The sequence below is a fragment of the Bradyrhizobium genosp. P genome (assembly GCF_049949265.1).
Lineage (GTDB): Bacteria > Pseudomonadota > Alphaproteobacteria > Rhizobiales > Xanthobacteraceae > Bradyrhizobium.
Map to the genome: position 1 here is coordinate 8,659,326 of NZ_CP188195.1, position 23,864 is coordinate 8,683,189.

The following is a 23,864-nucleotide window of genomic DNA, read 5'->3' on the forward strand; positions in this document are numbered from 1 at the left end:
TTGCCCCATTCACCCGGCTTGCCGCGCTCGAACGCTGGTCTGCTCGAGGATTCGCCTCGCCGACACGAGATCCGGCGTCTCGAAGCCTTCGGTAAACCGGCCGTAAACGGCTCCGATGAGATCATGGGCTCTTCGGATTTGCCCTCGATCAATCCACAGCCGCGCAAGCTCCAATCCTGCCCGCAGTTCGAACGACAGTGCCGATTGCTGCGCAGCCAGGGTCATTGCCTCCCCGAAACACTCGGCAGCCAGATCGCGCTGCTGGGATTCCCCGCACGCAAGGACCGAGCCTTTCGCCAGGAACAGCGCCGGAAGGTGAAGAGGCCTGTTCGATCCAAGCTGCGTGGCGATCGATCCATGAATGAGATCCAGCGCTTCCGCGCGCTGGTTTTGTTTGGCCAGACCGACGGCCAATTCGGAGACAAAATCCGTTACAAGCATTTCGTATCGAAGGACCCGCAGCTTTTCCAAGCTGTCCCGCAGATGACACATGCCATCCTCCGCCTGGCCGACGCGGACCAGATAGCGCCCCTTAAGTCCCACGGCGACGGCGCGAAATGGCTCCAATGAATATTTCTCGGCGGTGAGCTCGAGCGCGGAGAGGTTTGGCTCGGCCTGTCTCAGCTCGTCGATCCAGAAATAGAGAGGCATCGTCAGAATCAGGGCTCGACACAACGCGATCGGATGGTCCGATCGCTCTGCTTCCTCGATGGTTCTCTTGGCATGACTGGCGGCCCTGTCGAGATTGCCGGCGAACCAGTGCGATCGGGTCAGGTTGAACAGCGAGGTCGTGCGCAGATCAAACAGATATTGAGTTGCGTTGAACCGACGGGAAGCAGGTGCCCCGCGCAGGGCCCGCTCGAGGTATTTCGGCGCGCGAACGTGGTCCGCAAGCATATAGTACGCTGCTCCCAGCATCGAATCCGCAAGCGCCGCATCCTCCGGATTTCCAGTCTTGTTCGCTACAGACTCCGCGCGAAGCGCAACTTCAAGACTGCCCGCCGCGTCGATCGTACGATGGAGATACATCGACAGACCGCTGAGAAGACGTAGTTGCTGGTAGGCATCCTCGTGCCGCTCCGCGAGCGTCAACGCCTTATTGAACGCATCGCGAACCCTTTCACTGTTCCCGGCCGTGAACATCAGCGACAAGGCGAGCGAAGCATGGATTTCGATCTGGTCCCGCGGGTCGTCGTCCGCAGCAATCCGATCGATCGCCTTCTCCATCCAATCCCGGCACTCTAGGAAAAGCGACTTGGCCAGAAGCAGTTGCGAGGCGACCGCCGCCATCCGTGTGGCCGAGCGATCGTTTCCATCGAGACCAAAGCTCCATTCGAGCGCGGCACGGACATCTCCAAGATTGTGCTGTGTCGCGTCAGCCAGGGATTGGTCGGGCTCCAGATCGAAGAGATTCTCGCGGCTATCTTGCAGCGATCGGCTCAGATGGCTGGCGTGGCGCGCCGCCGTGCAATGATGTTCACCGCTCTCAGCCAATTTCTCCCAAGCATACGAGCGCGTGGTGTCGAGCAATCGGTAAAGCATCCGCCGGTAGCTGGGCCACGCCACGATCAGCGATTTGTTGACAAGGTTTTCGACCACACCCTCGATCTCGGACCGGTCAATTCCTCCCTGCTCCGCAACCGCACAGGCTGCTTCCATCGAAAAGTGCCCGATGAAGATCGCGACACGCCGGAGCACAGTTTGTTCGACCTCGGACAGGTGATCGTGGCTCCAGTCCAGCGTTGCCTTGAGGGTCTGATGCCGTGGATTCGCCGTTCGGCGGCCGAACTTCAGGAGATCGAGGCGCGAACCCAACCTTGCCACGGTATTCCCGACGCCGAAGACGGCGGCTCTTCCAGCGGCGAGCTCGATGGCGAGCGCAATGCCGTCGAGCTTCCGGCAAATCTCGGCAACCAGGGGAGCTTCGTCGTCACTGAGCGAAAAGCTGCCGCGGCGGGCACTGACACGCTCGGCGAACAACCGTGCTGCCGGATAGGCAAGCACCTCTGACGCGGTTGGCCGCGGCTGCTCTGGCGGGCAGTCCAGTGGACAAAGACGAAGTATGCGTTCGCCGGGAACGCGCAAAGTTTCCCTGCTGGTCGCCAGTATGTGGATTTCCGGGGCATTCCGGAAGATATAGTTGGCGATCTCCGCGGCTCTCTCGATGACATGCTCGCAACTATCGAAAATGACAAGCGCCCTACGCGCGCGCAAAAAATTGAGCAACGCCTCCTTTGGATCGACCGGCTGCGGGGCGAGCCCGATCGCGGAAGCGACCGCGCCGATGACCTGCTCATTGCCGCTTGCCGTTGAAAGATCGACAAAGAATACCGCCCCGGAGAAGTCGGCCAGCGCCCCCTGCCCCACCGACAGGGCAACCGTTGTCTTGCCTATGCCCCCGGCACCCAAAATTGTAATCAGGCGCTGTTCCGTCTGGAGCAGACGCTGAATTTCAAGGACGACGCTGTTGCGGCCGACCATGCGGCCCAGTGCCGGCGGCAGGTTGGACAATCCCGAAGATGCGCTACCCCTGTCGCGGTCGGCTGGAAGTCGCGTGACAGGCGCAATGAAACTATAGCCGTGGCCCTGGATGTTCGCGATGTACTTGTTGCCGAACTGACCATCGCCCAGCGCCTTGCGCAGCGCCGATAGATGGACGCGAAGACTGCCTTCCTCGACCGATACGTCAGGCCAGGCCTTCGCGATCAGTTCGGACTTGGGGACAACCTCACCGGCGTTTTCGAGCAGCGCTATCAGGATGTCGTAGGCTCTGCCACCAAGTGGAAGGATCTGGTTCGCCTTGCTGAGAGAGCGCTCGGCGACATTCAGCTCGAATGGGCCAAACCGAAGGCGAATTGCACTCGATGAGCCAATTGATTGGACCGACATGACCAATTCCGCCAAGACCGTCGACGATTTGGCTGTGGCACCATTCGCCGTCAGTCTTGTGCAAACGCACCTCCAGCCCGTCAAGTGTTATCCGAAACCTCCTTCAGCAACAAGCCTGTCACTGCATCGAGTTGGCGGCGCCATCGTGCGAATGTGAAACGGCCAATACCTGCCTGGCAAGCCGTAGATCGCGGCTCTCAAGATCGTCCCGAAACTTCGCGTGAGTGGCTTGCAAAGTACGCCACGCCGCTTCCTTTTGTTCGGTTGACCGTTCGGCAATGGCGAGGCTTGTCGCGGCCCTGAGCGCCCACGACAGGCTCGCTTGCCTGTTTGCAAGCTCGAACGCCCGCTGAAAGTATTGCCTGCCGACCGCCAATCCCTCGCCGCTGCTCAGAGCCAGTTCGCCCCTGATGCGATGCAGCTCCGGGCCATACCATCGGCTTTCGCCGAGATCGATCCTCGCGCGCTCAAAGATATCAAGTCCTTCCCTCGGCCGGCCCGCGATGGCCATGCACATCGCAAACTCCGCCTGCAAGAACCAATCGAAAATTCCGTAGCGGGCCGCAGACAGCTTCTCGAGACCCGCGTAAAGCATTGCGGAGGCTACACTGATTTGTTCCGCTCGCCTGATTTCGTAGATGGCTTGCATGCCAAGACCAAGGCCCTGGTAGTTGTGCAGAGCGAATTTCCCGGCATGGGTGACGAGTTCGTCCACGAGTGCCTCGGCTTCGCCGTCATCCGGATTCGTGAAATATGCGATGAGGCCCGCAAAGGTCAGCGCACCGCAAAGGTTCACGGTCCGGTTGGATTGGCGCGCTTCGGCGACCGCCATCTGATTGAACCTGCGGGCTTGATCCGGAGAGCCGCGCAGCCACGCCAGGGTCGCAAGACCGGCCAAATTGTCGACCTTGCGATCATAGCCAAATCGCTTGATCAGCATTTGTCGGGAAGCCTCGTCATCGCGATGTAGCGACAATTCCAGCAGGCCCTGAGCTTCCATGATCCGGCCGGCGTGGTAGTAGGTTATACCCCGCATATAGTTGGCCGTTGCAATGGCGCCGATACGACCCGTTCCTTCCGAAACCTCGCCGCCGCGGTCCGCCAGCCTGATCGCTTCCGCATAGTTTGGAACGCGCAATTCGTGAGCCCACAGCACAAGCACGGCGTCGATCTGATAGTCGATGTCTTTGAGTCGCTCCGCGAGAAGCAGCGCCTTGGCCCACGTCGCGTAGGATTTCTCCGTCATGCCCCCCGTGAACATCACGCAACTCGCGAGGGCCGACTGAAGGACCATCTCCTGCCGTGTGCCTGAATTCATCTCGTCGAGATGGCTTATGGCCTTTCTCATCCATTCCACGCATTCGGTGAGCAGGGCCATGCCCATCCAGGCGCTTGCCGATGCCGCAGCGAGTTCAACGCCGATTTTTACATTGCCCGTGGTAGAAAACGCCCAATTCAGAGCCGTTCTGAGATTATCGACCTCGATCCCGAGCGCCTTGGACCAGCCCGATATGTCCATCGCGGCGCCCTGCTTGAACAGGTCGGTGAAATAAAGGGCGTGACGGCGGCGAAAAAGGTCCTGCTCATCGCTCCTGGCCAGTCGCTGCAGGGCAAACGCGCGCGTGGGGTCGAGCAAGCGCAGCCGCCCGTCCTGTCCCTGAGCCGCAATCATCGATTTCGAACGAAGCTCCCAGACGCAATCCGATACATTTGCTTCATCCACTGTCTCATCGGCGACAATGGCGACTGCCGCTTCGAACGTAAATCCGCCGGCAAATACGCTGAGCCGATTCAGTACGCGCTTCTCTGCCTCCCCGAGCAGGTCGTAGCTCCACTCCAACGTGGCGTTCAACGTCTGGTGCCTCGACGGGGCGGTTCTGCGTCCCACCCATGACAGGTTCAGTCGCTCGTCGAGCAGGCTTGCGGTCTTACCAAGACCAAATATGTCGACCCTGCAGGCCGCGAGTTCGACTGCTAACGGAATGCGATCGAGCCGCCGACAGATTCCCGCGGCAATCGGCGCATCCGCATCCGTCAGCGCGAAGTCACTTCGCACGGCCCGCACGCGGTCGACCAGCAGTTGAACAGAAGGGTATCGCAGCGCGTCGCGCGCTGCCAGGTCGTCGTCTTCCGGAGGACATTCAAGCCCACCGAGTTCGTAGATATGCTCCCCCTCAACGCGCATGGCCTCCCGGCTGGTTGCGAGCAAATACAATGTCGGGACACGGCGAATCAGCTCTTCTGCGACGGTCGACGCTCCATCGATCAGATGCTCGCAACAGTCGAGAATCATGAACGTTGGCCTGTCCTGCAAACGATTGATCAGGGCAGGTACGACATTGCTCGTTTGCACCGGCATGCCGAGTGACGTGGCGATGGCGGGCGCGACGAATGAAGCGTCGCCGAGTGCACTCAGGTCGATAAAAAGAACCTGGCCATCGAATGCCGCGCCCATGTCATGGGCAACGGCAACCGCCACCGTGGTCTTGCCGACGCCGCCGGGCCCGACGATCGTGACAAACTTCTGCGCGGCCAGCTTCGCCTGGATCTCGGCCACGGCGTCTTCGCGCCCAAGCATCCGCATCAAGCGCGCAGGCACTCGGGGCCTCGGAGGCGCCTTGAGATTCTCCCACCCCTGCGAGGCACGCGAGGTGACTGGTACGACGAAGCTGTACCCCCGGCCGGGTATGTTCGCGATATATCGCCTGCCGGGGTCGCTCTGATCGAGAGCCTTCCGCAGCGCTGAAATATGAACGCGCAGGCTAACCTGTTCCGCTCCTCTCTCCGGCCAAACGCGTTCGATCAGGGTTCTCCTGCCGACGACCTTATTTGCCTGCTCCACCAGGACGATGAGGAGATCCATGGCGCGCGCGCCGAGCGGCACGACTTTCGCGTCGTTCGTCAGAAGTCGATTTGCGATCGACAGTTCGAAGGGACCGAAGCTGAGGACTGTCCCCTGCTGACCGTTCATCGGATACTCTCGTCCATGTCGGCTCTCGGAGTGAGCTCGCAGGGAATTCCGAGCTCGCGTCGCCAGTTGGCCGGGCTTTGACCAAAGGCGTGCCTGAAGAGCCTGCATAGATGTGCTTGATCGGAAAAGCCCACGCTCAAGGCTATCTCGCTCAGTGACGCCGCGCTGGTCATCATCAGGTGGCAGGCTCGCTCCAGTCGCCTTTTCACCACGTAGGCATGCGGCGACTCCCCAACGGCCAGCTTGAACTTCCGGGAGAAGTGCGCCGGGCTTCGACGTGCAACCGCACTGAGATCCCGAATATGAATGGTCCGGTGCAGATTGCTGTCGATGTAAGCGCGCACGCGCAGGATTTGCCACGCCGCCAGACCGGCCCTTGTGGAGCCGTTAGCGCCCGAGCAGCGTTCGATCTCCGCTTGCAGGATGTGGGATGCCGTGGCCAGCGACACCCTAGCTGCATCTCGATCACGCTCCAGCTCTCGCCTTGCCGTTTCAAGCAGCGTGGCCAGGCTGTTTGCAACTAGGCTGAACTGCTGGTCGGATGCCAAGGACGATTCTGGTGCGGTAGCCGGAAGTCCTGCCATTATCATTCCCTCGACGGTCAGTCCCACAGCCCGGCGAGAGAGTGCAGCAAGGGGAGCGTCTTGGCTTGTTAAGTAGTGTTCTGAACAGTTAAATACGGGCAAATGCTCCGTTGTTGAGCAAACATTCAAAAATGAGTAAAAGTCTTTTATTTCCAAATGGATCGCTTACGTGCCCCGGTCTTCCAGGACCTTCAGATCGCTGATCGAGTAGGAAAGTGAGTAGCGGAATCCCGACTCGATCCGCCTCGGCGCAAGCGCATGGATTTCTTCACCATCCGTTTCTGGAAAATTGAGTTCGCCCGTCCCGATCCATGCGCCGGCAACGGTGAGATTGTCCGTGACCGACATCGCCAGTTCGTTGACGGCAGGCTTGTCCTGGCAGCCGGCCACCAGTCTCTGGAAGTATCGCAGCAAGACCGTCGGACGGCTGAGCAGAGACAAGCCGTCCTCGACCGGCTTGCACAAGGTGACGCACGCCTCCGCAAGCCGCAGCCCATGTGCCGACAGGCTAGCGCCAAACCGGCTGCCGGGCGCGATCGGCGCCGCGGCGGGCCCAGAGGCGACAAAGGAGCGGGTCTGAAAGATGCTGCCCATCTTCTTCGGAAACCCCTGCGTCCAGCCGCGCGCCAGCGCAGCATCGTTGTCGACATAGATGTACGGACACCACATGACGGGCACGTCGGCATACATCGCGTCGACCAGGACAAACGCCTCGCGGTATTGATAACGAGCGGGCTCGAGATATTCGTCATCCTGGGCGGTGAACTGCCAATCCAGGAACATCATGACGGCGTGACCGTTTGACACCGGATCCGGGGAAAGACCGCTCGGCAATGTGGCTGCTGTCGCGTCGGGGTCTGTCCAGAACTCTATTCCGACAGCATCGCCGGCATAGTGCCAGGGTGGCGGCGGCGTGAGAGCAGCCTGGCCGAATGGCGACTTCGGAACTGTAAAGCCCTTAAGCATTCCTGTGTCCTGGTGCATCGCGTTTGGCACAGAGGCTACCGGAACCAGCCTCGCTGGATTTGATTGAAATGCGTCGATTTGTTGATTCCTGCCGCAATCCGGATTGCTAGGCGGTCAGATCCGCCAGAACCTCGATATCGGTGACGGAATGGGAAAACGAGAACCGGTATCCGCGCCCCACCCTGAGCGGCCCCAGCATTTCCAACTCCTCACCATAGGCTTCCGGAAAATTGAGTTCACCCTCGCCGATCCAGATGTTCGTAATCAGCGGATGAGCCGAAACGCATCGAACGAACTCGTCCACGGCCGGCTTGTCGTGCATGCCTGCGGAGAGCCGCGGAAAATGCCGCCGCCCGACAATCCGCCGATCGAGCATGCCGACAAGATGTTCGGCCCTTTCGCGCAAGGTGACGCTGGCCTGCACGAGCAACCGGCCATGGGCGGACATGCAGGCCGAAAATCTGCCGTCATGGACGAGCGGCGCCGAAGCCATGCTCGCAGCGGCAAAGGTGCGGGTCAGGTGCACAGTGCCGAACTTCCTCGGATAACCCTGAATCCAGCCTCTCATCAATGCAGCGTCGTTGTCGACGTAGCAGTATGGGCACCACGCTATTCGCGTCCCCTTCCACATCGCGTCGAGGAGAACGCTGAATCCGCGACACTGATATCTGGCCGGGTCCAGATGCTCATCGTTCTGCGCTGTGAACTGATAGTCCGTGAAGAGTGCAACAGACCGGCCGCGACATTGCTCATCAAGCTCCACTCCCGCCGGAAGGATATGGGCCGATACATCGGGATCATTCCAGAATTCCACCGCGAGCACGTCACCCGCGAAGTGCCAGGGGGGCGACGGGACCAACGCGGCAATGCCAAGGGGGGACCGAGGAGCCGTAAATCCCTTGAGCATGTGCTCGCCCCACCACAGCCGTACAAGGCGTATCATTTCAACATAGAACGTTAGCGTTGGTATTGCGCCAACGCTTGAACAAACGCGTGATGACTTGGCGGCTTTTGCGTACCCGCCGTTGATGCAAGCCGGCAATCGCACTCACAAACGCACCACAAGACAGACGGATTGCCAGATGGTGAGCGGCTTTATCGGATCAGTCGCTCCGATGAACCCGTTCGAGCTCGCGATTGCCTGCCCGCCACGCTCTTCAATGTTGCATCCCCATGCTCATCCGCGCCCGACGGCATTATCATGTTCGCGTTCATATCTGCCACGATCCACATCGTTCCGGCGATCACGACGACTACGATGAGAACGCCAAAGGCGAGCGCCAGCACGTTGTTGGTGCTTTCCCGCCCGCTGCTGATGTGCAGGAAAAACACCAGGTGAATGCCCATCTGGGCGATGGCGAGGACAGCGAGCCCGAGGAATACGCCACCCGACCAGAGCACCGTCGTGTTTGCAGTCCAGAACGATGTGGCCGTGAGAAGAAGCGCCACAAATAGGCCGATCGTGTAGACGAGAAACTCGGACGGAGCCGATGCGTCCATCTCGCGGCTCGGCCTGTCTCCGGGTGCACGTTCGTGTCGAGCTTCGGTCATGAACTCACTCCCATCAGATAGACCACCGTGAATACCCCGACCCAAACGATGTCGAGTGCGTGCCAGAACAAAGAGAAGCAGAGCAGGCGGTGCTGCACTCTCGCAGCGAATCCGAATACCGCCACCTGCACCATCATCACGATCAGCCAGATCAGCCCGAGCGCGACGTGCAGCCCGTGGCATCCGACAAGCGTGAAGAATGCTGACAGAAACGCGCTCCGCTGCGGCGCAGCACCGATGGCGATCATGCCCAGGAACTCGCGGATCTCGAGACTAAGAAACGTGGCTCCGAGCGCGAAGGTGATCAGGGCGCCCAAATAGGTCCTGAGGTAGCGGCGCGAATTGATGGCCAAGGACATCATTCCGCAGGTGTAGCTCGAAACGAGAAGGCAAACAGTTTCGATCGCGACCGTAGTCTGATTGAACAGCTGGGCACCGGTCGGCCCGCCGGCCGTGGAGCGAACGAGGACCGCGTAGCTCGCGAACAGCGCGGCAAACATGATGATGTCACTCAGCAGGAAGATCCAGAACGGGGCTGCTCGGTTGGGGCCAATCATGCTCAAACTTGTCAGTTGATAAGCTTGAACCTGGAGTCGCGCGCTGCGATCGCATGATTTTGGATAGTTCGAGCACAATTCGACAAGCGCTCTGCGCACGCTTTTCCTAACGCAGGTCATCGTTCGAGCAGACGCTTTACCTGATGGAGAACACCAATGAAGACGACTTCGCTCCCGATGATTGCGGCCGCCTGCTTTATCGCCTCATCATCTGTGGCACACGCGCGTTCGACTTATGACGGCTCCTGGGATCTCGTCTTCGTGACCCAAGGAGGCGCATGCGACCCCAGCTACAACTTCGCCGTCAACATCTCCGACGGAGTCATCACTCATCCCAATCTCGTGAAATTCAAGGGATTCCTCACGAGATCCGGTTCGGTTCGCGCCTCGGTGACAGTCCACGATAAATTCGCGTCCGGCACCGGCAGACTTTCCGGGACCTCGGGTCGCGGAAGATGGAGCGGCTATGCGGCAAGTGCGCGATGCTCGGGCTACTGGACCGCGCAACGCAATTGACCAGTCCGAAAACGTGATGACGCACGGTCGTTCAATGCACCGCAGCGCCATCCAAGAATAATCGGCCGCTCCCCGGTATCTATCCTGACGGGGCGGCTGGCCCAACAGAGTCGATACACCCATGACGACAGTTCTGACCAGATCGTTCCCGCAGGAAAAGCAGCCATCAATACAGGCGCCGCCGGGCAAGAGGCGCGTCGTGATCGTCGGCGGTGGCTTTGCCGGTATCGCCGCTGCGCGGGCCCTAAAGCGCGCCGATGTCGACATCACGCTGATCGACCGGCGCAATCACCACATCTTTCAGCCGCTGCTCTACCAGGTCGCCACCGCTGTCCTGGCGCCATCCGAGATCGCGGCACCGATCCGGCAGCTCGAGGCGAAGCAGAAAAATCTCAGCGTGCTGCTCGCCGAGGTCAAGGGCATTAACCTGGGAGCGCGTACCGTCGAGGCCAATTGCCCGGAAATTGGCAGTCGAAAGCTTGAATACGATTTCCTCGTGATCGCAACCGGAATGCGTCCGAGCTATTTCGGTCATGACGAGTTCGCGCGGTACGCACCGGGCCTCAAGAGCCTCAACGACGCCGAAACGATCCGGACCAGGATCCTGAGTGCGTTTGAATTGGCGGAATCGACTGAGGACGAGAAGGAACGCGCTCGCCAAATGACCTTCGTCCTGGTGGGCGCCGGCCCCACCGGCGTCGAGCTTGCTGCTTCGATCGCGCAACTGGTCTCAGTGACCCTGCGCAACAATTTCCGCAAGATTAACCCGGCCAAGAGTCGAATTGTTTTGGTGGATGGCGGCACTCGGATCCTGCCGACCTTTGCGGAATCACTATCACAAAAGGCGGCCAAGCGACTTGCGAAACTCGGCGTCGAGGTGTCCACGGGCGTCAAGGTCGAGAAGGTCGACGACCAGGGCGTGATCGCGGCCGGCGTCCGTATTCCCAGCGCCACCGTACTGTGGACAGCAGGTGTCAGCGCCTCCCCGGTCGTAAAAATGCTGGGGACCCAGACGGACCGCGCCGGGCGCGCATTCGTCGGCGCTTTCATGGACGTCCCCGAGGCGCCCAACGTCTTTGTCGCGGGAGATGCAGCGACGATAACCCAGGATGGTCATCCTGTCCCCGGCGTGGCGCAGGCCGCCATTCAGCAGGGACGATTTGTCGGGCGTGTCATCGCCAACCGTGTCCGGGGACACAAGGAAGGCCGGCCGTTTCGGTACCGCAACAAGGGCAGCATGGCGGTGGTCGGCAAGAACTTCGCCATCCTCGAGACCCGCCATTTGCGCAGCAGCGGCTTTGCGACCTGGCTGATATGGGCCGCGCTGCACGTGCTGGCGCTGCCGCAGCTTCAGAACAGGTTTCGAGTCCAGACGCAGTGGCTCTGGTCGTATCTGTCGGGGCAAAGGAGCTCACGGCTGATTTCCGAAGAGCCGCGATCGTTCTCGTCATAATTGTGGTCAGCCCGGCCCGGTCGTCATCATTTTCGGCAATTGGTTGAGGACTGCACCTGTGGACGCCTCCATCATCTCCGCGCTCGCCGCCCTCACCGGGGCGGCCGTCGGCGGCTTGACGAGCGGAATTGCGAATTGGCGGAGCCAGCGAAGCCAGGTCCGCGCGCAGTGGGTTCTTCACGAGGAGACTCGCCGGCAGACTCTGTACAGGGATTTCATCGAAGACGCCGCCAAATGCTACATCGATGCGCTGCAACACGATAAAGCCGACATTCCCAGCCTGGTCAGCCTTTACGCCAAAATGAGCGCGATGCGGGCGATATCTTCAAAGCCGGTGGTCCATCACGCCGAAGACGTCACCCGAAAAATCCTGGACACCTATCTGGAGCCCGACAAGAGCTTCGTCGAACTGCGCGAAATGGCCATCGATGGCACGATCGATCTGTTGCATGATTTCAGCCGGGCGTGCCGCGACGAATTCGAGCAAATGCGGCCAGTGCATTTTTAGCTCGCTCGTCAGGTGCGCTGCCCCTGGGATCGGGTCGTCTCGGCCCAATTGGCGAACGCCTGCACGAATCCTTCCAGAAATTTGCGGATGCCGTCGCCGGCGAGCTTGCCATGCTCATCGAACAGCTTGTCGACATGACCAAGATAGGCGTCAGGCTGCTGCAGGGTCGGCACGTTTAGGAACACGAGCGACTGCCTGAGATGATGATTGGCGCCGAAGCCTCCGATCGCCCCGGGCGAGCCGCTGACGATCGCACCTGGCTTGCGGTCCCAGACGCTGCGTCCGTACGGCCTGGAACCAACATCGAGTGCGTTCTTGAGGACGGCCGGCACCGACCGGTTATATTCCGGCGTAGCGAACAGAATCGCGTCGGCGGCCTTGATGCGCTCTCTGAACGCGGTCCATTGCGCCGGCGGAGCTGCAGCCTCGAGATCCTCATTGTAGAACGGCAATTGTCCGATCTCGACGATGTCGAGCTTCATCGAGGACGGCGCCAGCGAGATCAGTGCGTTCGCCAGCATCCCGTTGAACGAAGCCTTCCGCAGGCTTCCAACCAACACGCACACATTCATCGGCTTTTCCATGGTCATGCAGTCGCTTGAGACTTGATGTTTCGCGTGAAGTCAGGCTTGCGCTTTTCCACGAAAGCGGTGAACGCCTCTCGTGCGTCTTCGGAGCGGACTTGCGTACTGAACTCTTCGTTCTCGGCCTTCATCGCCGCCTTGATCTGCTCGCGAAATGGCTCCTTCATGAGCCGCTTGCTGGCCTGTAGCGCAGCCGCGGGCTTCGCTGCCAACTTCCGGGCCGTGTCGGTTGCCTTAGCCCGGAGATCGTTGTCGGCGACGACTTCAGTAGCCAGACCCAGCTCCACCGCGCGCCTGGCATCGAAGGGAACCCCCAGCAAGATCAGCTCGGCCGCGCGGAGGACCGATCCGCGCCGGCACGGAGCAGCTCGATCCGAACTCCGGAACGACAGCCAGATTGATGAAGGGCATCTGGAATTTTGTGCTCTCGCCGGCGTAGATGAGGTCGCAGTGCGTCAGCATGGTGGTGCCGCCGCCGATGGCGGCGCCGTGGACGGCGGCGACCAATGGCTTGTCGAAGTCGACCAACGCATTCATGAGGGCGGCCTGTGGCGATTCGCCGGGGCCGGGAGGATTCTTGAGAAAGTCGTCGATATCGTTGCCGGCGCAGAACGAATCTCCCGCGCCGTGCCAGAGGACGACGCGTGTGCTCTCGTCATTCGCCGCCGCGTTGAAGATGCCTGCGAGAGCCACGTACATGGCTGACGTCATGGCGTTCCGCTTTGTCGGGCGGTTCAGCTGGATGCGCAGGATGCCTGCGGCATGTTCGGTAACGATCTCATCCATGGTCGAAATCCTGGTCCCTCTGGTGAATTTCACTGCAAGCGCAGGTTCGAGGCGGCTTGCGCCGCCCCGACCGTGCCGTCGCGCTAGGCCGCGTGTTCCTTTGCCTTCGGAATGGCACCGCTCGCACGCAGACCATCGATCTCGGCCGCGCTATATCCCAATTGCCGGAGAACCTCGTCGTTGTGTTCGCCGATCGTCGGGGCACGCTTTGCCGACACCTTGGCGACACCATGCACCTGAAGCGGGCTGGAGATCGTGGACGTCAGCTTGCCGCCGGCGCCCTCGAGCGGAACGATGATGTCGTTCGCCCGGAGCTGCGGGTCGTTGATCACCTCCTGCGGCCCGCGCACCGCTCCGAAAGTCACGTGAGCGCCGTTGAACACCTCGTACCAATGTGCCATCGGTTCCGCACAGAAGGTCTGGTCGAGAATCGCCGTGAGCTCCGTCATGTTCGCCATCAGCTTCGCCGGGTCGGAGAACCGCGGATCAGTCAGGAGATCGGGGCGGCCGATCGCCTTCGCCACAGCCTCCACCTTGTCGGGCGTGATGATGAGAACGAACCAGGTATCGTCCTTGGCGCGATACACGTTCATGGCCGCATTTGCGGGGTGCATACGGTCATGCAGCCCGAAGAATTTCGCATCGCACAGCGCCGCCTGGATCGAGACGCTGGCGGACCATACGCCTTCGGCGAGCAGCGAGGTCGTGACATGTGCCCCCTCGCCCGTGCGCTCGCGACGATACAAGGCGGTGACGATCGCCGAATAGAGCCCGACGGCGGTGGCATTGTCGCCGCTGCCGGCCACCGGCCAGGTTGGCGGCGCACCGGCATCGCGGGTCATCGAGAGCAACCCGCTACGTGCCCAGTATGACGTGATGTCAAAGCCGGGAAGATTCGCATCCGGTCCCTTGTCGCCGAAGCCCGTGAGGTCGGCGTAGATCAGCCGCGGGTTCCACCCCACCACATCTTCATATTCGAGCTTCAATTTCTTTCGCGCGGGATGCGGCGTGTTGACGATGAGAACGTCGGCCCATTTGACCAGCTTCTCGAGAACCTGATGGGCGCCCGGAGTTTTCAGATCCAGCGCCATGCCGCGCTTGTTGCGATTGGCCAGATGCCATGGATAGGCATCGTCAGCGACCGGCTGCGGCGGCATATGGTTCGCATGTCGCCACAGCTCGCCGCTCGGCGGCTCGACCTTGATCACGTCGGCGCCGAAATCGGACAAGATCACGGCGGCGCTGGGGCCCGCGATGAAGCTCGCGAGGTCCACCACCTTCAGTCCGGAGAAAATGTTGTCGTTTGCCATGGGCGTCCTTTCCAACTCCTCGTAGAGAGCGGCATTGTTTCAACGTCCGCGAAACTGCGGCGCACGTTTCTCGAGGAAGGCGGCGGTGCCTTCCTTCTTGTCTTCGGTGGCGGCACAAATGCCGAAGAAGGAGGCTTCCAGCACAAGGCCTTCGCTTTGGCTCGTCTCCATCCCCTTGTTGGCCGCTTCCAGCGAGAACTTCACAGCGATCGGCGCGTTGGCCATGATCTGCTTCAGGACCGTCTCGGCGCGATCGATCAGGCTGGCAGCGGCAACGACCTCGTTGACGAGGCCGATGCGATAGGCTTCCTGCGCGGAAATCGTCTCGCCCGTGAGGATCAACTGTAACGCTCGGCCCTTTCCGACCAGCCGCGGCAGCCGCTGCGTGCCCCCGCCACCAGGCAGCAGACCCAACTTCACTTCCGGCTGCCCAAACTTGGCGTGCTCCGCTGCGATCCTGATGGTGCAGGCCATCGCGGTCTCGCAGCCGCCACCCAGGGCAAAGCCGTTGATCGCCGCGATCACCGGCTTGCCGAGATTCTCGATGAGGTCCAGCACGCCCTGCCCGAACCGACTGGACTCCTCGGCGTCGTAGGCGTCGACATGTGCGAGTTCACTGATGTCGGCGCCGGCGATGAACGCCTTGTCGCCCGCGCCGGTGAGGATCACGCCGCGCACCGACGCGTCTCCTTTTGCGTCCTCGAACGCGGCGTGCAGATCGGTCCAGGTCGGCGTGTTGAGCGCGTTGAGCACTTTTGGCCGATTGACCGTGACGTAGGCGATCGAACCCTTTTTCTCGTATTGGACGTTTGCAAGGGCCAGCGCCGCTCTGGGTACGGAGTTTGGTGCTGTTGCAGGCGAAGGGGTGAACGGTGCAGTTCCCGAAACCATAGTCGTGTCTCCTGGGTGGGGCAGCCGGAGCCGGTGCGCCGGCCCCGCTGAGAGGTCAGAGGAAAGCGCCGTGACCGGTAATGGCCTTGCCGACGATCAGATTCTGCATCTGATAGGTGCCTTCGTAGGAGTAGAGCGCCTCGGCATCGGCGAAGAAGCGCGCGACGTTGTAGTCGGCGACGATGCCGTTGCCGCCCAGCACTTCGCGGCCCCATGAAACCGTCTCGCGCGATTTCGAGGTGCAGAACGCCTTCGCCAGTGCGGCGTGATGGTCGCCAAGCTTGCCTTCGTCATCGAGCTGGGCCAGACGGAGCATCAGGCACTGGCACGCGGTCAGATTGCCAAGCATCTTGGCGAGCAAATCCTGGATCAGCTGGAACGAAGCGATCGGCTTGCCGAATTGCAGTCGCTCCTGGGCGTATTTGAGGGTGGCTTCGTATGCGCCCATCTGGATGCCGGTAGACGCCCAGCCCACCATGTAGCGCGTCATCCGCAGCACGCGCGCGGTATCGCGGAACGAATTGCCACCCTGGAGGCGGTTCGCTTCAGGCACCCGCACGTCCTCCAGCGTGATCTGGCCGTTCTGCACCACCTTGAGCGCGATCTTGTGCTCGATCTTCTCGACGCTGAAGCCGGGCGTCGACTTGTTCTCGACGATGAAGCCTTTGACCTGATTGTCGGCAAGATCGCGCGCCCAGATGATGGAGATGTCGCACCATGGCGCATTGCCGATCCACCGCTTCTGTCCGTTGAGAATCCAGGTATCGCCTTCGCGCTTGGCCGTCGTGGTCAGACCGCCGCTCGTTCCGGAACCGACCAGCGGCTCGGTGAGGCCGAAGCAGCCGATCTTTTCCCAGCGCGCCATCGCCGGCAGCCACTTTTGCTTCTGCTCCTCGGAGCCGTCGAGATAGATCGAGCCCATGGCGAGGCCGCTATGCACGCCGAAGAACGTGCAGAACGAAGCATCGGTGCGCGCCAGCTCCATCGCGACGAAGCCGAACAGCTTCTGGCTCCCGCCGGCGCAGCCATAACCCTCGAAGCCGAGCCCGCCGAGACCGAGCTCCTTGAATGACGGCAGCAGCTCGAACGGAAACGCGTCCTCGGACCAGTATTTGTTAATGACCGGCTGGACCTTGGTCTCCATGTAGGTCCGCACCTTCTTGACGAGCGCTTTTTCGTCGGGAGTGAGAAGGTCGACCAGCTGATAGAAGTCGCCATTGGGCACGGGAGCCGGCTTCGGCGCGGCGGTTTTGCTTGCTGGGGTTGCGGTGGGCATTTGCGATCTCTCCTCGCTGCGGCTCGGAAGCCGGAAAAGTGAAGGACGGGTTGGACGTGTGATTGAACTCGCCGGCGGTGCCGATTTCGTCAGCTCGGCGTCGTCAGCTCGGCGTCGTCAGCTCGGCTTGGAAGCTTTCTTGCGCAGCTCGATCAGACCGAGCAGAACTTCGTCGCGCTCCGCCTCCAACTCCGCGATGGTGCGCGATCCGGCCTCGGCATGGACGCTGTCGATGAGCTTCTTTTGCACATCCGGCGTCAGCACCGGGGAGCCGAGGGTCTTCCACCAGGCCGTCATAGGGCCGGTGAACTGCTGGAAGAAGTGCTCGATGCCGCCCGGACCGCCGCCGAGATGGTTGAGCATCAAGCTGCCCATGACGCCCCAGCGCAGGCCCGGGCCCCAGCTCAGGGCGGTGTCGACGTCCGCGGCGCTCACCACGCCCTCGGCGACAAGGTAATAGACCTCGCGGCTCAGCGCCGCCTGGAGACGATTGGCGACATGGCCCGGCATTTCCTTGTTGAGGCGCACCGTCCGTTGCCCGATCGACGTGTAAAATTCCGTAGCGCGCCGGATCGTGGCTTCCGAGGTCTTTGCTCCGCCGACGATCTCGGTCAGCGGAATCAAATGGGGCGGGTTGAACGGATGGGCGATGACGCAGCGCTCGGGATGGGCCGTGGCCCCTTTCTGGATTTCGCTCATGGTGAGCCCCGACGAGCTCGATGCGATGATCACGTTGGGCGGCAACAACTCGTCGAGCTGGCCATAGAGCTTCTGCTTGAATTCGATCCGCTCGGGCCCGTTCTCCTGGACGAGGTCGGCGCCGGCGAGTGCCTGCGCGATGTCGGGCGTGAACTTGAGGTTCGACTGCGACGCTCCGGGCGACAGGCCCAGTCGCTCGAGCGCCGGCCAGGCCGTCTCGACGAACTTCCTCAGCGCAGCTTCGGCGTTCGGCGCGATATCGGTCGCGACGACCTGAAGTCCCTTGGCGAGAAACAGCGAGCTCCAGCTCGCGCCGATCACACCGGTACCGATGATGGCGATGCGGCGAATGGGCTTGGTGTCGGTCATGTCATTCTCTCCAATGCGTTGGTCAGACTTCGGCATAGGCGATGCCGGTGAGGTTGCCCTGGGCGAAGAGGAAGTTGCGCTCACCGGATCCATCGAGCCGCGCGGAGTAGATCGAGCCGGCGAAGTCGGTCACGAACATGCGATCGTTCGGGACGTCAAGCGCGATGCCGATCCCCTCCATGAGATGGGTCACTACGATCTCCGACTCGGCAGGCTTGTTGTCGATCGAAGCCCGGTTCACCGTGTTGCCGCGCGGAGGGTCGCCGCGGTCGGTCCAGTAGAGAATCCGGCTTTTGTGATCGATCTCCAGATCGATCGGCTCCGGCAGACCGTCATAGAAGATCTCGATGTCGGATCTTGTGGCTACGGTCTGGCCCGCAGGTATTTCGACATTGGCGCGGAAGATGCGGCCGAGCCCGGCATTATCGGGGCCCTTTTGCGTCCAGTAGATGCGCCCGAATTTCGGATCGATCGCCAGCCCGACGCACCATCGCGTCTGGTCCTTGCGATCGACTTCGCCGTGCCCCGCCTCGATCAGCGTTTCGAGCCGCGAGCCGTCGAGATTGCAGCGCATGAGGCGCATACCCTCGCGATCGCACCAGTAGAGCTTGCCGCCCTTCTTATCGAGGATGATCTGCTTCGGCGTGTGAGTGTGCCCTTGCGCGACGATTGTCTTGCGGTTCTTGCCGTCGACGTCGGCGCGCTCGATGGACCCGTCGTCCAGGCTCGGGATGCCCATATTGGTCCAGTAAATATGGCCAGCCTCGACATCCACGACAATGCCGTCCGGAAGGTGGCACCCGGTCACGATGGTCGTGCGTTCGGAGCCATCCGTTTTCATGGCGTGAATGCAGCCTGCATTCAGTTCGAGGACGAAGAGACGAGGAATCGTGAGGTTTGATTTCGTGACGGCGTTTGGCATGTCGCACCTGCATCCTGGCCCGACCACGGACCGGTTCGGGTGACGCGACTATGACGCAATCGTCGCCATTCATCTTGGACAGGAATGTCATCGCTGGGATGGGTCTGCTGCTCGATCCCTCGCGGTCCAGCCCGCGACCACAGATGCGAGAGCAGCAGCTTTCAACAAGTCAGACATCAAACGTCCAAGCGTGGGCAACGAGCAGGTTACATGGTCGGCTCTGACTCAAGAAATTCATCGCCTTGCGATCGCAGCTGGACCTGACAGCCGAACAAATTAAATGACCATCCGGCCATCAGAAAGGGAGTCAGGCATGGACGTGCCGAGCTCTGACAACGACGTTCAAAGCAAACCCGACGCGCGGAGTGACGGACGGGTGAAAACCGCGCACAACACGATACGCACGCCCTCCATCATTGTCGGTGTCGTTGCGGCTGCCGTTGTCGGGCTTTCCGTCTTCTATCTGTTGCGGCCTGAACCCTTGCTGGTTCAGGGCGAGGTCGATGCAACGCGGCTCGATATTGCGGCACGCGTTGACGGACGGGTCGGCAAGATCCCTGTCGAACGCGGTCAGAACGTTGTTGCCGGCGCGGTACTCGTCCAGATCGACAACCCAGAAACGCTGGCCAAGCACGAGCAGATGAAGGCAGCCAAGGCTGTTGCGGACGCGCAGCTTGCCAACGTGCTAGTCGGAACGCGCGCGGAAGTGATCGCGGCACGGAAGGCGGAAATGGAGCGGGCGCAGGCCGCGCTCGTGCTGGCGCAGAAGACGTACGATCGCACGCACACTTTGACCGATCAGGGCAACGCGCCGCAGGCCCGCCTCGACCAGGCGACCGATGCCCTGCATGAAAGCGAGCGCGCGGTCGACCAAGCCAAATCGGCCTATGAGCAGGCGGTCAACGGCTACACCAAGGAGGAACGGGCCATTGCCGGGAGCAATGTCGAAAAAGCCAGCGCCGACATCCAGAGCGTCCAGTCGATCATCGATCAGCTGGTAGTCTACGCGCCCATCGCCTCCCAGGTCTACCAGCGCAACGTGGAGCCTGGCGAGTACGTGTCGCCGGGCGTCCCGCTCGTCACCCTGATCAATCTAGCCGACCTCTGGGTCCACTTCGATCTTCGCGAGGATCTCGTCAAAGGCCTGAAGGTTGGCGATCGCTTCGATGTCCGTATTCCAGCGCTGGGCGACCGCTCTGTCACCGTCGAGGTCAAGCTCGTCGCCACCAAGGGCGAATATGCGAGCTGGCGGGCCACGCGTGCGACCGGCGATTTCGATCTGCGGACATTTTCGATCCGCGCCTACCCGGTGCAGCCGGTGCCCGAGCTGCGACCGGGAATGAGCGCCTATCTCGACTGGCGGTGGCGGCCATGAAGCCGGCGCCCAGGCCTGGATTTCTGCTGGTCGCGCGGCGCGAGTGCCGCTGGCTGTTCCATGACCGCGTGGCGCTGCTCCTAATCTTCGGCGTGCCTCTGTTTGCTTTCGTGGTGCTCACCACGGTCTTCAGCCATCCGGTCATCCGCGGCCTCGGCGTAACCATCGTCGACGAAGACAAGTCGGACGCCTCGCGGGCGCTGGTGGAATATGTCGCAGCGTCGCCGAGCCTGAACATCGTCGACCGCTCCGGGACATTGTCCACGGCGGTGCAGGACATCCGCTCGGGCAAGGCGATCTCGGCGATCCATATCCCGCCGGATTTCGAGCGCGACCTCGAGGCGCAGCGCCGCCCGCAGGTGGTCGGCTTCTATAACCAGCAGTTCCTGACGGCGGCTGGCATCGCGTCCTCGGGTCTGAGCGATGCGATGTCCGCGGCGGCGGCCATGGCCGCTCCCGCCAGGCGTGCCGCGCCTGCTGCGACTTCGATCGGGACGCTCTCGAGCGAGACGATCGCGCTGGTCAACCCGCAGAAGAATTATGCACAGTTCCTGCTGCGCGCGCTGCTGCCGACCATCATCCACGTGGTGATGACGCTCGCCGCAGGCTACTCGGTCGGTTCCGAATTCCGCCGCCGCGATGCGCGGGCCTGGCTCGCGAGTGCCGGAGGCGATCCGGTGACGGCGCTGGCGGGCAAGCTCGCGCCGCTGTTCTGCATCTTCCTCGTGATCATGCTGACCGAGCCGTTGGTGCTCGAAGGCGCGCTCGAAGTCCCCTTCAAGGGCGACCTGCCGCTGATGATTGCCGCCGGCTCGCTCCTGATCATTGCCTATCTGTCGCTGGGCGCCCTGCTGCAACTGCTGGTCCGCGACCTCGCGACCGGGCTCGGGCTTGCGGGCCTGTTTGCCTCTCCCGCATTCGGCTATGCCGGCGTCGGATTTCCCACCGTCGGCATGAACGCCTTTGCGCATGTGTGGAGCGCGATCCTGCCGCTGCGCTGGTACATGGCCGTCTTGCTGGGACAGGCGGCGCGCGGATTGCCGGTTGCGGAATCCGCCGTCCCGTTCGCGGCGCTCGCGGGCCTTGCGCTGCTGTTCGCCGGCCTCGCATGGCTGCGCATGGCGAGCCTGACGCGCAAGGGCTGGTTCGAGACGACGCCACCTGCCGAACCACCCGCGATCGAGCCCCCGCCGCGCGGCATCGGCGGCGCCTTCACCGCGGAGTGGCGGCGCGTGCTGGGAACGCGAAGCGCCTTCAGCGTGCTGTTCCTGGCACCGCTGGTCTACGGCATCTATTATCCGCAGCCCTATCTGAACCAGATCCTGCGCAAGCTTCCGATCGCGGTGGTCGACAATGATCTCAGCGATCTCAGCCGCCGGATGGTCGAGACGCTGGATGCGAGCGGCGCATTGAGCGTTGCGGTTCGCGCCCGCACGCTTGCGGAGGCACACACCGCAATCGATCGCGGAGAGGCCTTTGCCGCCGTCGACATGCCGGCGGGCACCGAGCGCGACGTGCTCAAAGGCATCACCGCGCACATCCCGGTCTATGCGGATGCCACCTACCTCTTCGTGTTCAGGTCAACCGCGAGCGGCGTGGCCACCGCGCTTGGCGCCCTGACCTCCGAGTTGGTGTCGCGCGGCGGTCGCTCGGATGGCAGCCTCGTCAAGGCGAAGCTCGCAAGCTCGAGCCCGGCCGACGTTCTGCTTCAACCGATCTTCAATCCGGTCGGCGGCTATGCGAGCTATGTCGTTCCGGCGGCCTTCGTGTTGATCCTCCAGCAGACCCTGCTGATCGGCGCGGCGATGCTGACTGGCTCGGCGCTGGCGGGCGCCGGCGGCGCGTTCAGTGGGGTGCTCGGCCGCGGCGTCGCGCATCTGACCATCTACCTGCCAGCGGTTGCGCTCTATCTCATCGTGCTGCCGCGGATCTACGGCTTCTCGACGCTCGGCCATCTGCCGCAGATCTTCGCGCTCGCGACCATCTTCCTGCTGGCGACGAGTTTTATGGGACAGGCGGTCGGCGCCTGGTTTACCCGACCAGAGAATGCGACCATCCTGCTGCTGGCGACCAGCTTGCCGCAGTTCTTCATGGCCGGCTTTGCATGGCCGCGCGAAGCGATTCCCGATGTGGCCCTCACCTTCGGTCGGATTTTCCCTGCCGATTCCGCGATCGACGGTCTCGTGCGCATCAATCAGCTCGGCGCCGGTATCTGGGAGGTCACCCATGACTGGCTCGGCCTCTGGTTGCTGGCGCTGGTCTATTTCGCGCTCGCGGTGATCTCGGCCTTTGTCGTCAAGAGGGGACAGCGACATGCACAAGGCTAGCCGCGCCGCCACGATTGCGATCCCGCTCGTGCTCGTCGCGGGCGCCTTGGTCTATTCCAGCCGTCGTTCCGAAGCGCCGCCTGCCATCGTCGGTGTCGTGCGCACGACCGAGGTCAGGGTGGAGCCGGAGGTCGCCGGCCAACTCCAGTCGATTGCGGTCGAGAAGGGCGCCACTGTGCGCGCCGGCGCTATTCTGGCGCGGCTCTCCGCGGTGGAGTTGACGGCGCAGGCGGACCAGGCGCGGGCTGCGCTGGCATTCGTGACCGCCAACCGCAACAATGTCTATGCCGGCGTCCGTCGCGAGCAGGTCGACTCGCTGAAAGCCGCGATCGCCAAGGCCAGCGCCCGTCTCGACTTTGTGCAGGCTCAGCTCACCCGGACCAGCACGCTTGCGCGCCAGAGCTTTGAATCCCAGCAGTCGCTCGACCAGGCCGAGAACGACGCTGCCAGCGCGCGCGCCGACGTGGCGGAGGCCCAGGCCAATTACGATGCGGCCGTGGCGGGCCCGACCCGGGAAGAGCGCGCGATCGCCGACACGCAGGTGCAGGCCGCTTCTGCCGCGGTGACCGTGCTCAAGCGCCGCCTCGACGAGATGGTGTTGCGCGCACCGGCCAACGGCGTGGTCAGCGTCATCGCCGCCGAGGTCGGCGAAAATGTTCGCGCGGGTCAACCGATCCTGATGGTCGAGGCAGCGGGCAGGCAATGGCTCTCATTCAACGTGCGCGAGGACCATCTCGATCGTCTCGCGATGGGAGCAACAGCGAACGTGATGCGGCGCGGCGCCGATGCCGCAACCAAGGCGGTCGTCACCGAGCTGCGGCCGCTCGGCGTGTTCGCCACCTGGCAGGCCGAGCGGGTGATTGGCGATCATGACCGCAACACGCTGCGCCTGCGCCTCGACCCGAAGGGAGGGATGGCCGGCCTTGAGCCGGGCATGACCGTTTGGATCGAGAACTAGCAAGAGCGCGCAAGCCTTTGCGAAAAGGCCTCGTGTCCGACCTGTCCCATTTTTACGCCATCGCCGCCGATTTCCGCACGTGCGTTCAGTACCTCTTCGCCAAATCAGGATATTCGGCTTTGATGAGATCAATCGCACTTCAATCGATCTGGAGCGGAGAGTACGAGAGCGTGTCGAGAGACACGCGAAACAGTTGATCCAAAAAGCGAGCATCAGAAAGTGTAAGGCAGCCGATTTGTCAGAATGAAATCCGGCTCTCTCGCTAAGTCTTTGAAAGGGCTGGAGCGGGTGAAGGGAATCGAACCCTCGTATTCAGCTTGGAAGTCGCCGGATTTTCCAGTGTTCTCAATAGCCATTCTGACATTTCAACGT

The 23,864-nt window shown here is 61.9% G+C and carries 20 protein-coding genes and 1 pseudogene; 6 read left to right on the forward strand and 15 right to left on the reverse strand.

Annotated features, from left to right (window positions below):
• Nucleotides 1-9: 9 nt before the first annotated feature.
• From ACP2YO_RS41575 to ACP2YO_RS41605, 7 genes and pseudogenes are all read right to left on the reverse strand, one after another.
• On the reverse strand, nucleotides 10-2,973 hold the full coding sequence (locus tag ACP2YO_RS41575; protein WP_426436981.1) for an ATP-binding protein: 2,964 nt from the start codon (nucleotides 2,971-2,973) through the stop codon (nucleotides 10-12).
• Nucleotides 2,974-3,007: 34 nt separating this feature from the next.
• Nucleotides 3,008-5,860, reverse strand: a complete 2,853-nt coding sequence (locus ACP2YO_RS41580) for an ATP-binding protein (protein WP_426436982.1) — start codon at nucleotides 5,858-5,860, stop codon at nucleotides 3,008-3,010.
• On the reverse strand, nucleotides 5,857-6,408 hold the full coding sequence (locus ACP2YO_RS41585) for a helix-turn-helix domain-containing protein (RefSeq protein WP_426436983.1): 552 nt from the start codon (nucleotides 6,406-6,408) through the stop codon (nucleotides 5,857-5,859). Before ACP2YO_RS41585 ends, ACP2YO_RS41580 begins: the two co-directional genes overlap by 4 nt.
• Nucleotides 6,409-6,609: 201 nt before the next feature.
• Nucleotides 6,610-7,410, reverse strand: a complete 801-nt coding sequence (locus ACP2YO_RS41590; protein ID WP_426436984.1) for an acetoacetate decarboxylase family protein — start codon at nucleotides 7,408-7,410, stop codon at nucleotides 6,610-6,612.
• Nucleotides 7,411-7,516: 106 nt separating this feature from the next.
• On the reverse strand, nucleotides 7,517-8,452 hold the full coding sequence (locus tag ACP2YO_RS41595) for an acetoacetate decarboxylase family protein (protein ID WP_426436985.1): 936 nt from the start codon (nucleotides 8,450-8,452) through the stop codon (nucleotides 7,517-7,519).
• Nucleotides 8,453-8,505: 53 nt separating this feature from the next.
• Entirely contained in the window at nucleotides 8,506-8,961 is a 456-nt protein-coding gene (gene cyoD / locus ACP2YO_RS41600) for a cytochrome o ubiquinol oxidase subunit IV (protein ID WP_426436986.1), read from the reverse strand.
• Nucleotides 8,958-9,491 (reverse strand): annotated as a pseudogene (locus ACP2YO_RS41605) (cytochrome (ubi)quinol oxidase subunit III); the annotation flags it as partial. The gene cyoD and the pseudogene ACP2YO_RS41605, both read right to left, overlap by 4 nt.
• 183 nt (nucleotides 9,492-9,674) lie before the next feature.
• Between ACP2YO_RS41605 and ACP2YO_RS41610 the strand changes: the two are divergent.
• The 3 genes from ACP2YO_RS41610 to ACP2YO_RS41620 all read left to right on the forward strand — a co-directional run bounded on the left by ACP2YO_RS41610 (nucleotide 9,675) and on the right by ACP2YO_RS41620 (nucleotide 11,995).
• Nucleotides 9,675-10,034, forward strand: coding sequence for a hypothetical protein (locus ACP2YO_RS41610; RefSeq protein WP_426436987.1), 360 nt, complete (start codon nucleotides 9,675-9,677; stop codon nucleotides 10,032-10,034).
• A 121-nt stretch (nucleotides 10,035-10,155) separates the two neighbouring features.
• A complete protein-coding gene (locus tag ACP2YO_RS41615) occupies nucleotides 10,156-11,487 on the forward strand; it encodes an NAD(P)/FAD-dependent oxidoreductase (protein ID WP_426436988.1) in 1,332 nt (443 codons plus the stop codon).
• A 58-nt stretch (nucleotides 11,488-11,545) separates the two neighbouring features.
• On the forward strand, nucleotides 11,546-11,995 hold the full coding sequence (locus tag ACP2YO_RS41620; RefSeq protein WP_426436989.1) for a hypothetical protein: 450 nt from the start codon (nucleotides 11,546-11,548) through the stop codon (nucleotides 11,993-11,995).
• A gap of 8 nt (nucleotides 11,996-12,003) precedes the next feature.
• On the opposite strand, the gene ACP2YO_RS41625 is transcribed toward ACP2YO_RS41620, so the two are convergent.
• The 8 genes from ACP2YO_RS41625 to ACP2YO_RS41660 form a co-directional block, all read right to left on the reverse strand.
• Complete coding sequence (locus ACP2YO_RS41625) at nucleotides 12,004-12,579, reverse strand: NADPH-dependent FMN reductase (RefSeq protein WP_426443446.1); 576 nt, start codon at nucleotides 12,577-12,579, stop codon at nucleotides 12,004-12,006.
• 2 nt (nucleotides 12,580-12,581) lie between these two features.
• Nucleotides 12,582-12,866, reverse strand: coding sequence for an enoyl-CoA hydratase-related protein (locus ACP2YO_RS41630; protein WP_426436990.1), 285 nt, complete (start codon nucleotides 12,864-12,866; stop codon nucleotides 12,582-12,584).
• Entirely contained in the window at nucleotides 12,844-13,365 is a 522-nt protein-coding gene (locus tag ACP2YO_RS41635; RefSeq protein WP_426436991.1) for an enoyl-CoA hydratase-related protein, read from the reverse strand. The genes ACP2YO_RS41630 and ACP2YO_RS41635 overlap by 23 nt, the downstream gene beginning before the upstream one ends.
• A gap of 83 nt (nucleotides 13,366-13,448) precedes the next feature.
• Entirely contained in the window at nucleotides 13,449-14,675 is a 1,227-nt protein-coding gene (locus tag ACP2YO_RS41640) for a CaiB/BaiF CoA transferase family protein (protein ID WP_426436992.1), read from the reverse strand.
• Nucleotides 14,676-14,714: 39 nt separating this feature from the next.
• The gene (locus ACP2YO_RS41645; protein WP_426436993.1) at nucleotides 14,715-15,566 is read right to left on the reverse strand and encodes an enoyl-CoA hydratase-related protein; all 852 of its coding nucleotides are present in this window, start codon (nucleotides 15,564-15,566) and stop codon (nucleotides 14,715-14,717) included.
• A 55-nt stretch (nucleotides 15,567-15,621) separates the two neighbouring features.
• Nucleotides 15,622-16,842, reverse strand: coding sequence for an acyl-CoA dehydrogenase family protein (locus tag ACP2YO_RS41650; RefSeq protein ID WP_426436994.1), 1,221 nt, complete (start codon nucleotides 16,840-16,842; stop codon nucleotides 15,622-15,624).
• Between the two features lie 117 nt (nucleotides 16,843-16,959).
• Entirely contained in the window at nucleotides 16,960-17,910 is a 951-nt protein-coding gene (locus tag ACP2YO_RS41655) for a 3-hydroxyacyl-CoA dehydrogenase NAD-binding domain-containing protein (RefSeq protein ID WP_426436995.1), read from the reverse strand.
• Nucleotides 17,911-17,932: 22 nt separating this feature from the next.
• The gene (locus ACP2YO_RS41660; protein ID WP_426436996.1) at nucleotides 17,933-18,832 is read right to left on the reverse strand and encodes a 3-hydroxyacyl-CoA dehydrogenase; all 900 of its coding nucleotides are present in this window, start codon (nucleotides 18,830-18,832) and stop codon (nucleotides 17,933-17,935) included.
• 313 nt (nucleotides 18,833-19,145) lie between these two features.
• On the opposite strand from ACP2YO_RS41660, the gene ACP2YO_RS41665 reads away from it, so the two are divergent.
• Genes ACP2YO_RS41665 through ACP2YO_RS41675 form a run of 3 tightly spaced genes read left to right on the forward strand, consistent with a single transcriptional unit; the run spans nucleotide 19,146 to nucleotide 23,492 of the window.
• On the forward strand, nucleotides 19,146-20,207 hold the full coding sequence (locus ACP2YO_RS41665; protein ID WP_426436997.1) for an HlyD family secretion protein: 1,062 nt from the start codon (nucleotides 19,146-19,148) through the stop codon (nucleotides 20,205-20,207).
• The gene (locus tag ACP2YO_RS41670; RefSeq protein WP_426436998.1) at nucleotides 20,204-22,534 is read left to right on the forward strand and encodes an ABC transporter permease; all 2,331 of its coding nucleotides are present in this window, start codon (nucleotides 20,204-20,206) and stop codon (nucleotides 22,532-22,534) included. Before ACP2YO_RS41665 ends, ACP2YO_RS41670 begins: the two co-directional genes overlap by 4 nt.
• A complete protein-coding gene (locus ACP2YO_RS41675) occupies nucleotides 22,521-23,492 on the forward strand; it encodes an HlyD family secretion protein (protein WP_426436999.1) in 972 nt (323 codons plus the stop codon). Before ACP2YO_RS41670 ends, ACP2YO_RS41675 begins: the two co-directional genes overlap by 14 nt.
• Nucleotides 23,493-23,864 lie beyond the last annotated feature (372 nt).

Coding starts and splice junctions, on each gene's coding strand:
- ACP2YO_RS41660 (WP_426436996.1), bottom strand. CDS start 18,832: ATGCCAAACGCCGTCACGAAATCAAACCTCACGATTCCTCGTCTCTTC.
- ACP2YO_RS41625 (WP_426443446.1), bottom strand. CDS start 12,579: ATGGAAAAGCCGATGAATGTGTGCGTGTTGGTTGGAAGCCTGCGGAAG.
- ACP2YO_RS41610 (WP_426436987.1), top strand. CDS start 9,675: ATGAAGACGACTTCGCTCCCGATGATTGCGGCCGCCTGCTTTATCGCC.
- ACP2YO_RS41580 (WP_426436982.1), bottom strand. CDS start 5,860: ATGAACGGTCAGCAGGGGACAGTCCTCAGCTTCGGTCCCTTCGAACTG.
- cyoD (WP_426436986.1), bottom strand. CDS start 8,961: ATGACCGAAGCTCGACACGAACGTGCACCCGGAGACAGGCCGAGCCGC.
- ACP2YO_RS41675 (WP_426436999.1), top strand. CDS start 22,521: ATGCACAAGGCTAGCCGCGCCGCCACGATTGCGATCCCGCTCGTGCTC.
- ACP2YO_RS41655 (WP_426436995.1), bottom strand. CDS start 17,910: ATGACCGACACCAAGCCCATTCGCCGCATCGCCATCATCGGTACCGGT.
- ACP2YO_RS41645 (WP_426436993.1), bottom strand. CDS start 15,566: ATGGTTTCGGGAACTGCACCGTTCACCCCTTCGCCTGCAACAGCACCA.
- ACP2YO_RS41640 (WP_426436992.1), bottom strand. CDS start 14,675: ATGGCAAACGACAACATTTTCTCCGGACTGAAGGTGGTGGACCTCGCG.
- ACP2YO_RS41670 (WP_426436998.1), top strand. CDS start 20,204: ATGAAGCCGGCGCCCAGGCCTGGATTTCTGCTGGTCGCGCGGCGCGAG.
- ACP2YO_RS41590 (WP_426436984.1), bottom strand. CDS start 7,410: ATGCTTAAGGGCTTTACAGTTCCGAAGTCGCCATTCGGCCAGGCTGCT.
- ACP2YO_RS41665 (WP_426436997.1), top strand. CDS start 19,146: ATGGACGTGCCGAGCTCTGACAACGACGTTCAAAGCAAACCCGACGCG.
- ACP2YO_RS41650 (WP_426436994.1), bottom strand. CDS start 16,842: ATGCCCACCGCAACCCCAGCAAGCAAAACCGCCGCGCCGAAGCCGGCT.
- ACP2YO_RS41615 (WP_426436988.1), top strand. CDS start 10,156: ATGACGACAGTTCTGACCAGATCGTTCCCGCAGGAAAAGCAGCCATCA.
- ACP2YO_RS41635 (WP_426436991.1), bottom strand. CDS start 13,365: ATGGATGAGATCGTTACCGAACATGCCGCAGGCATCCTGCGCATCCAG.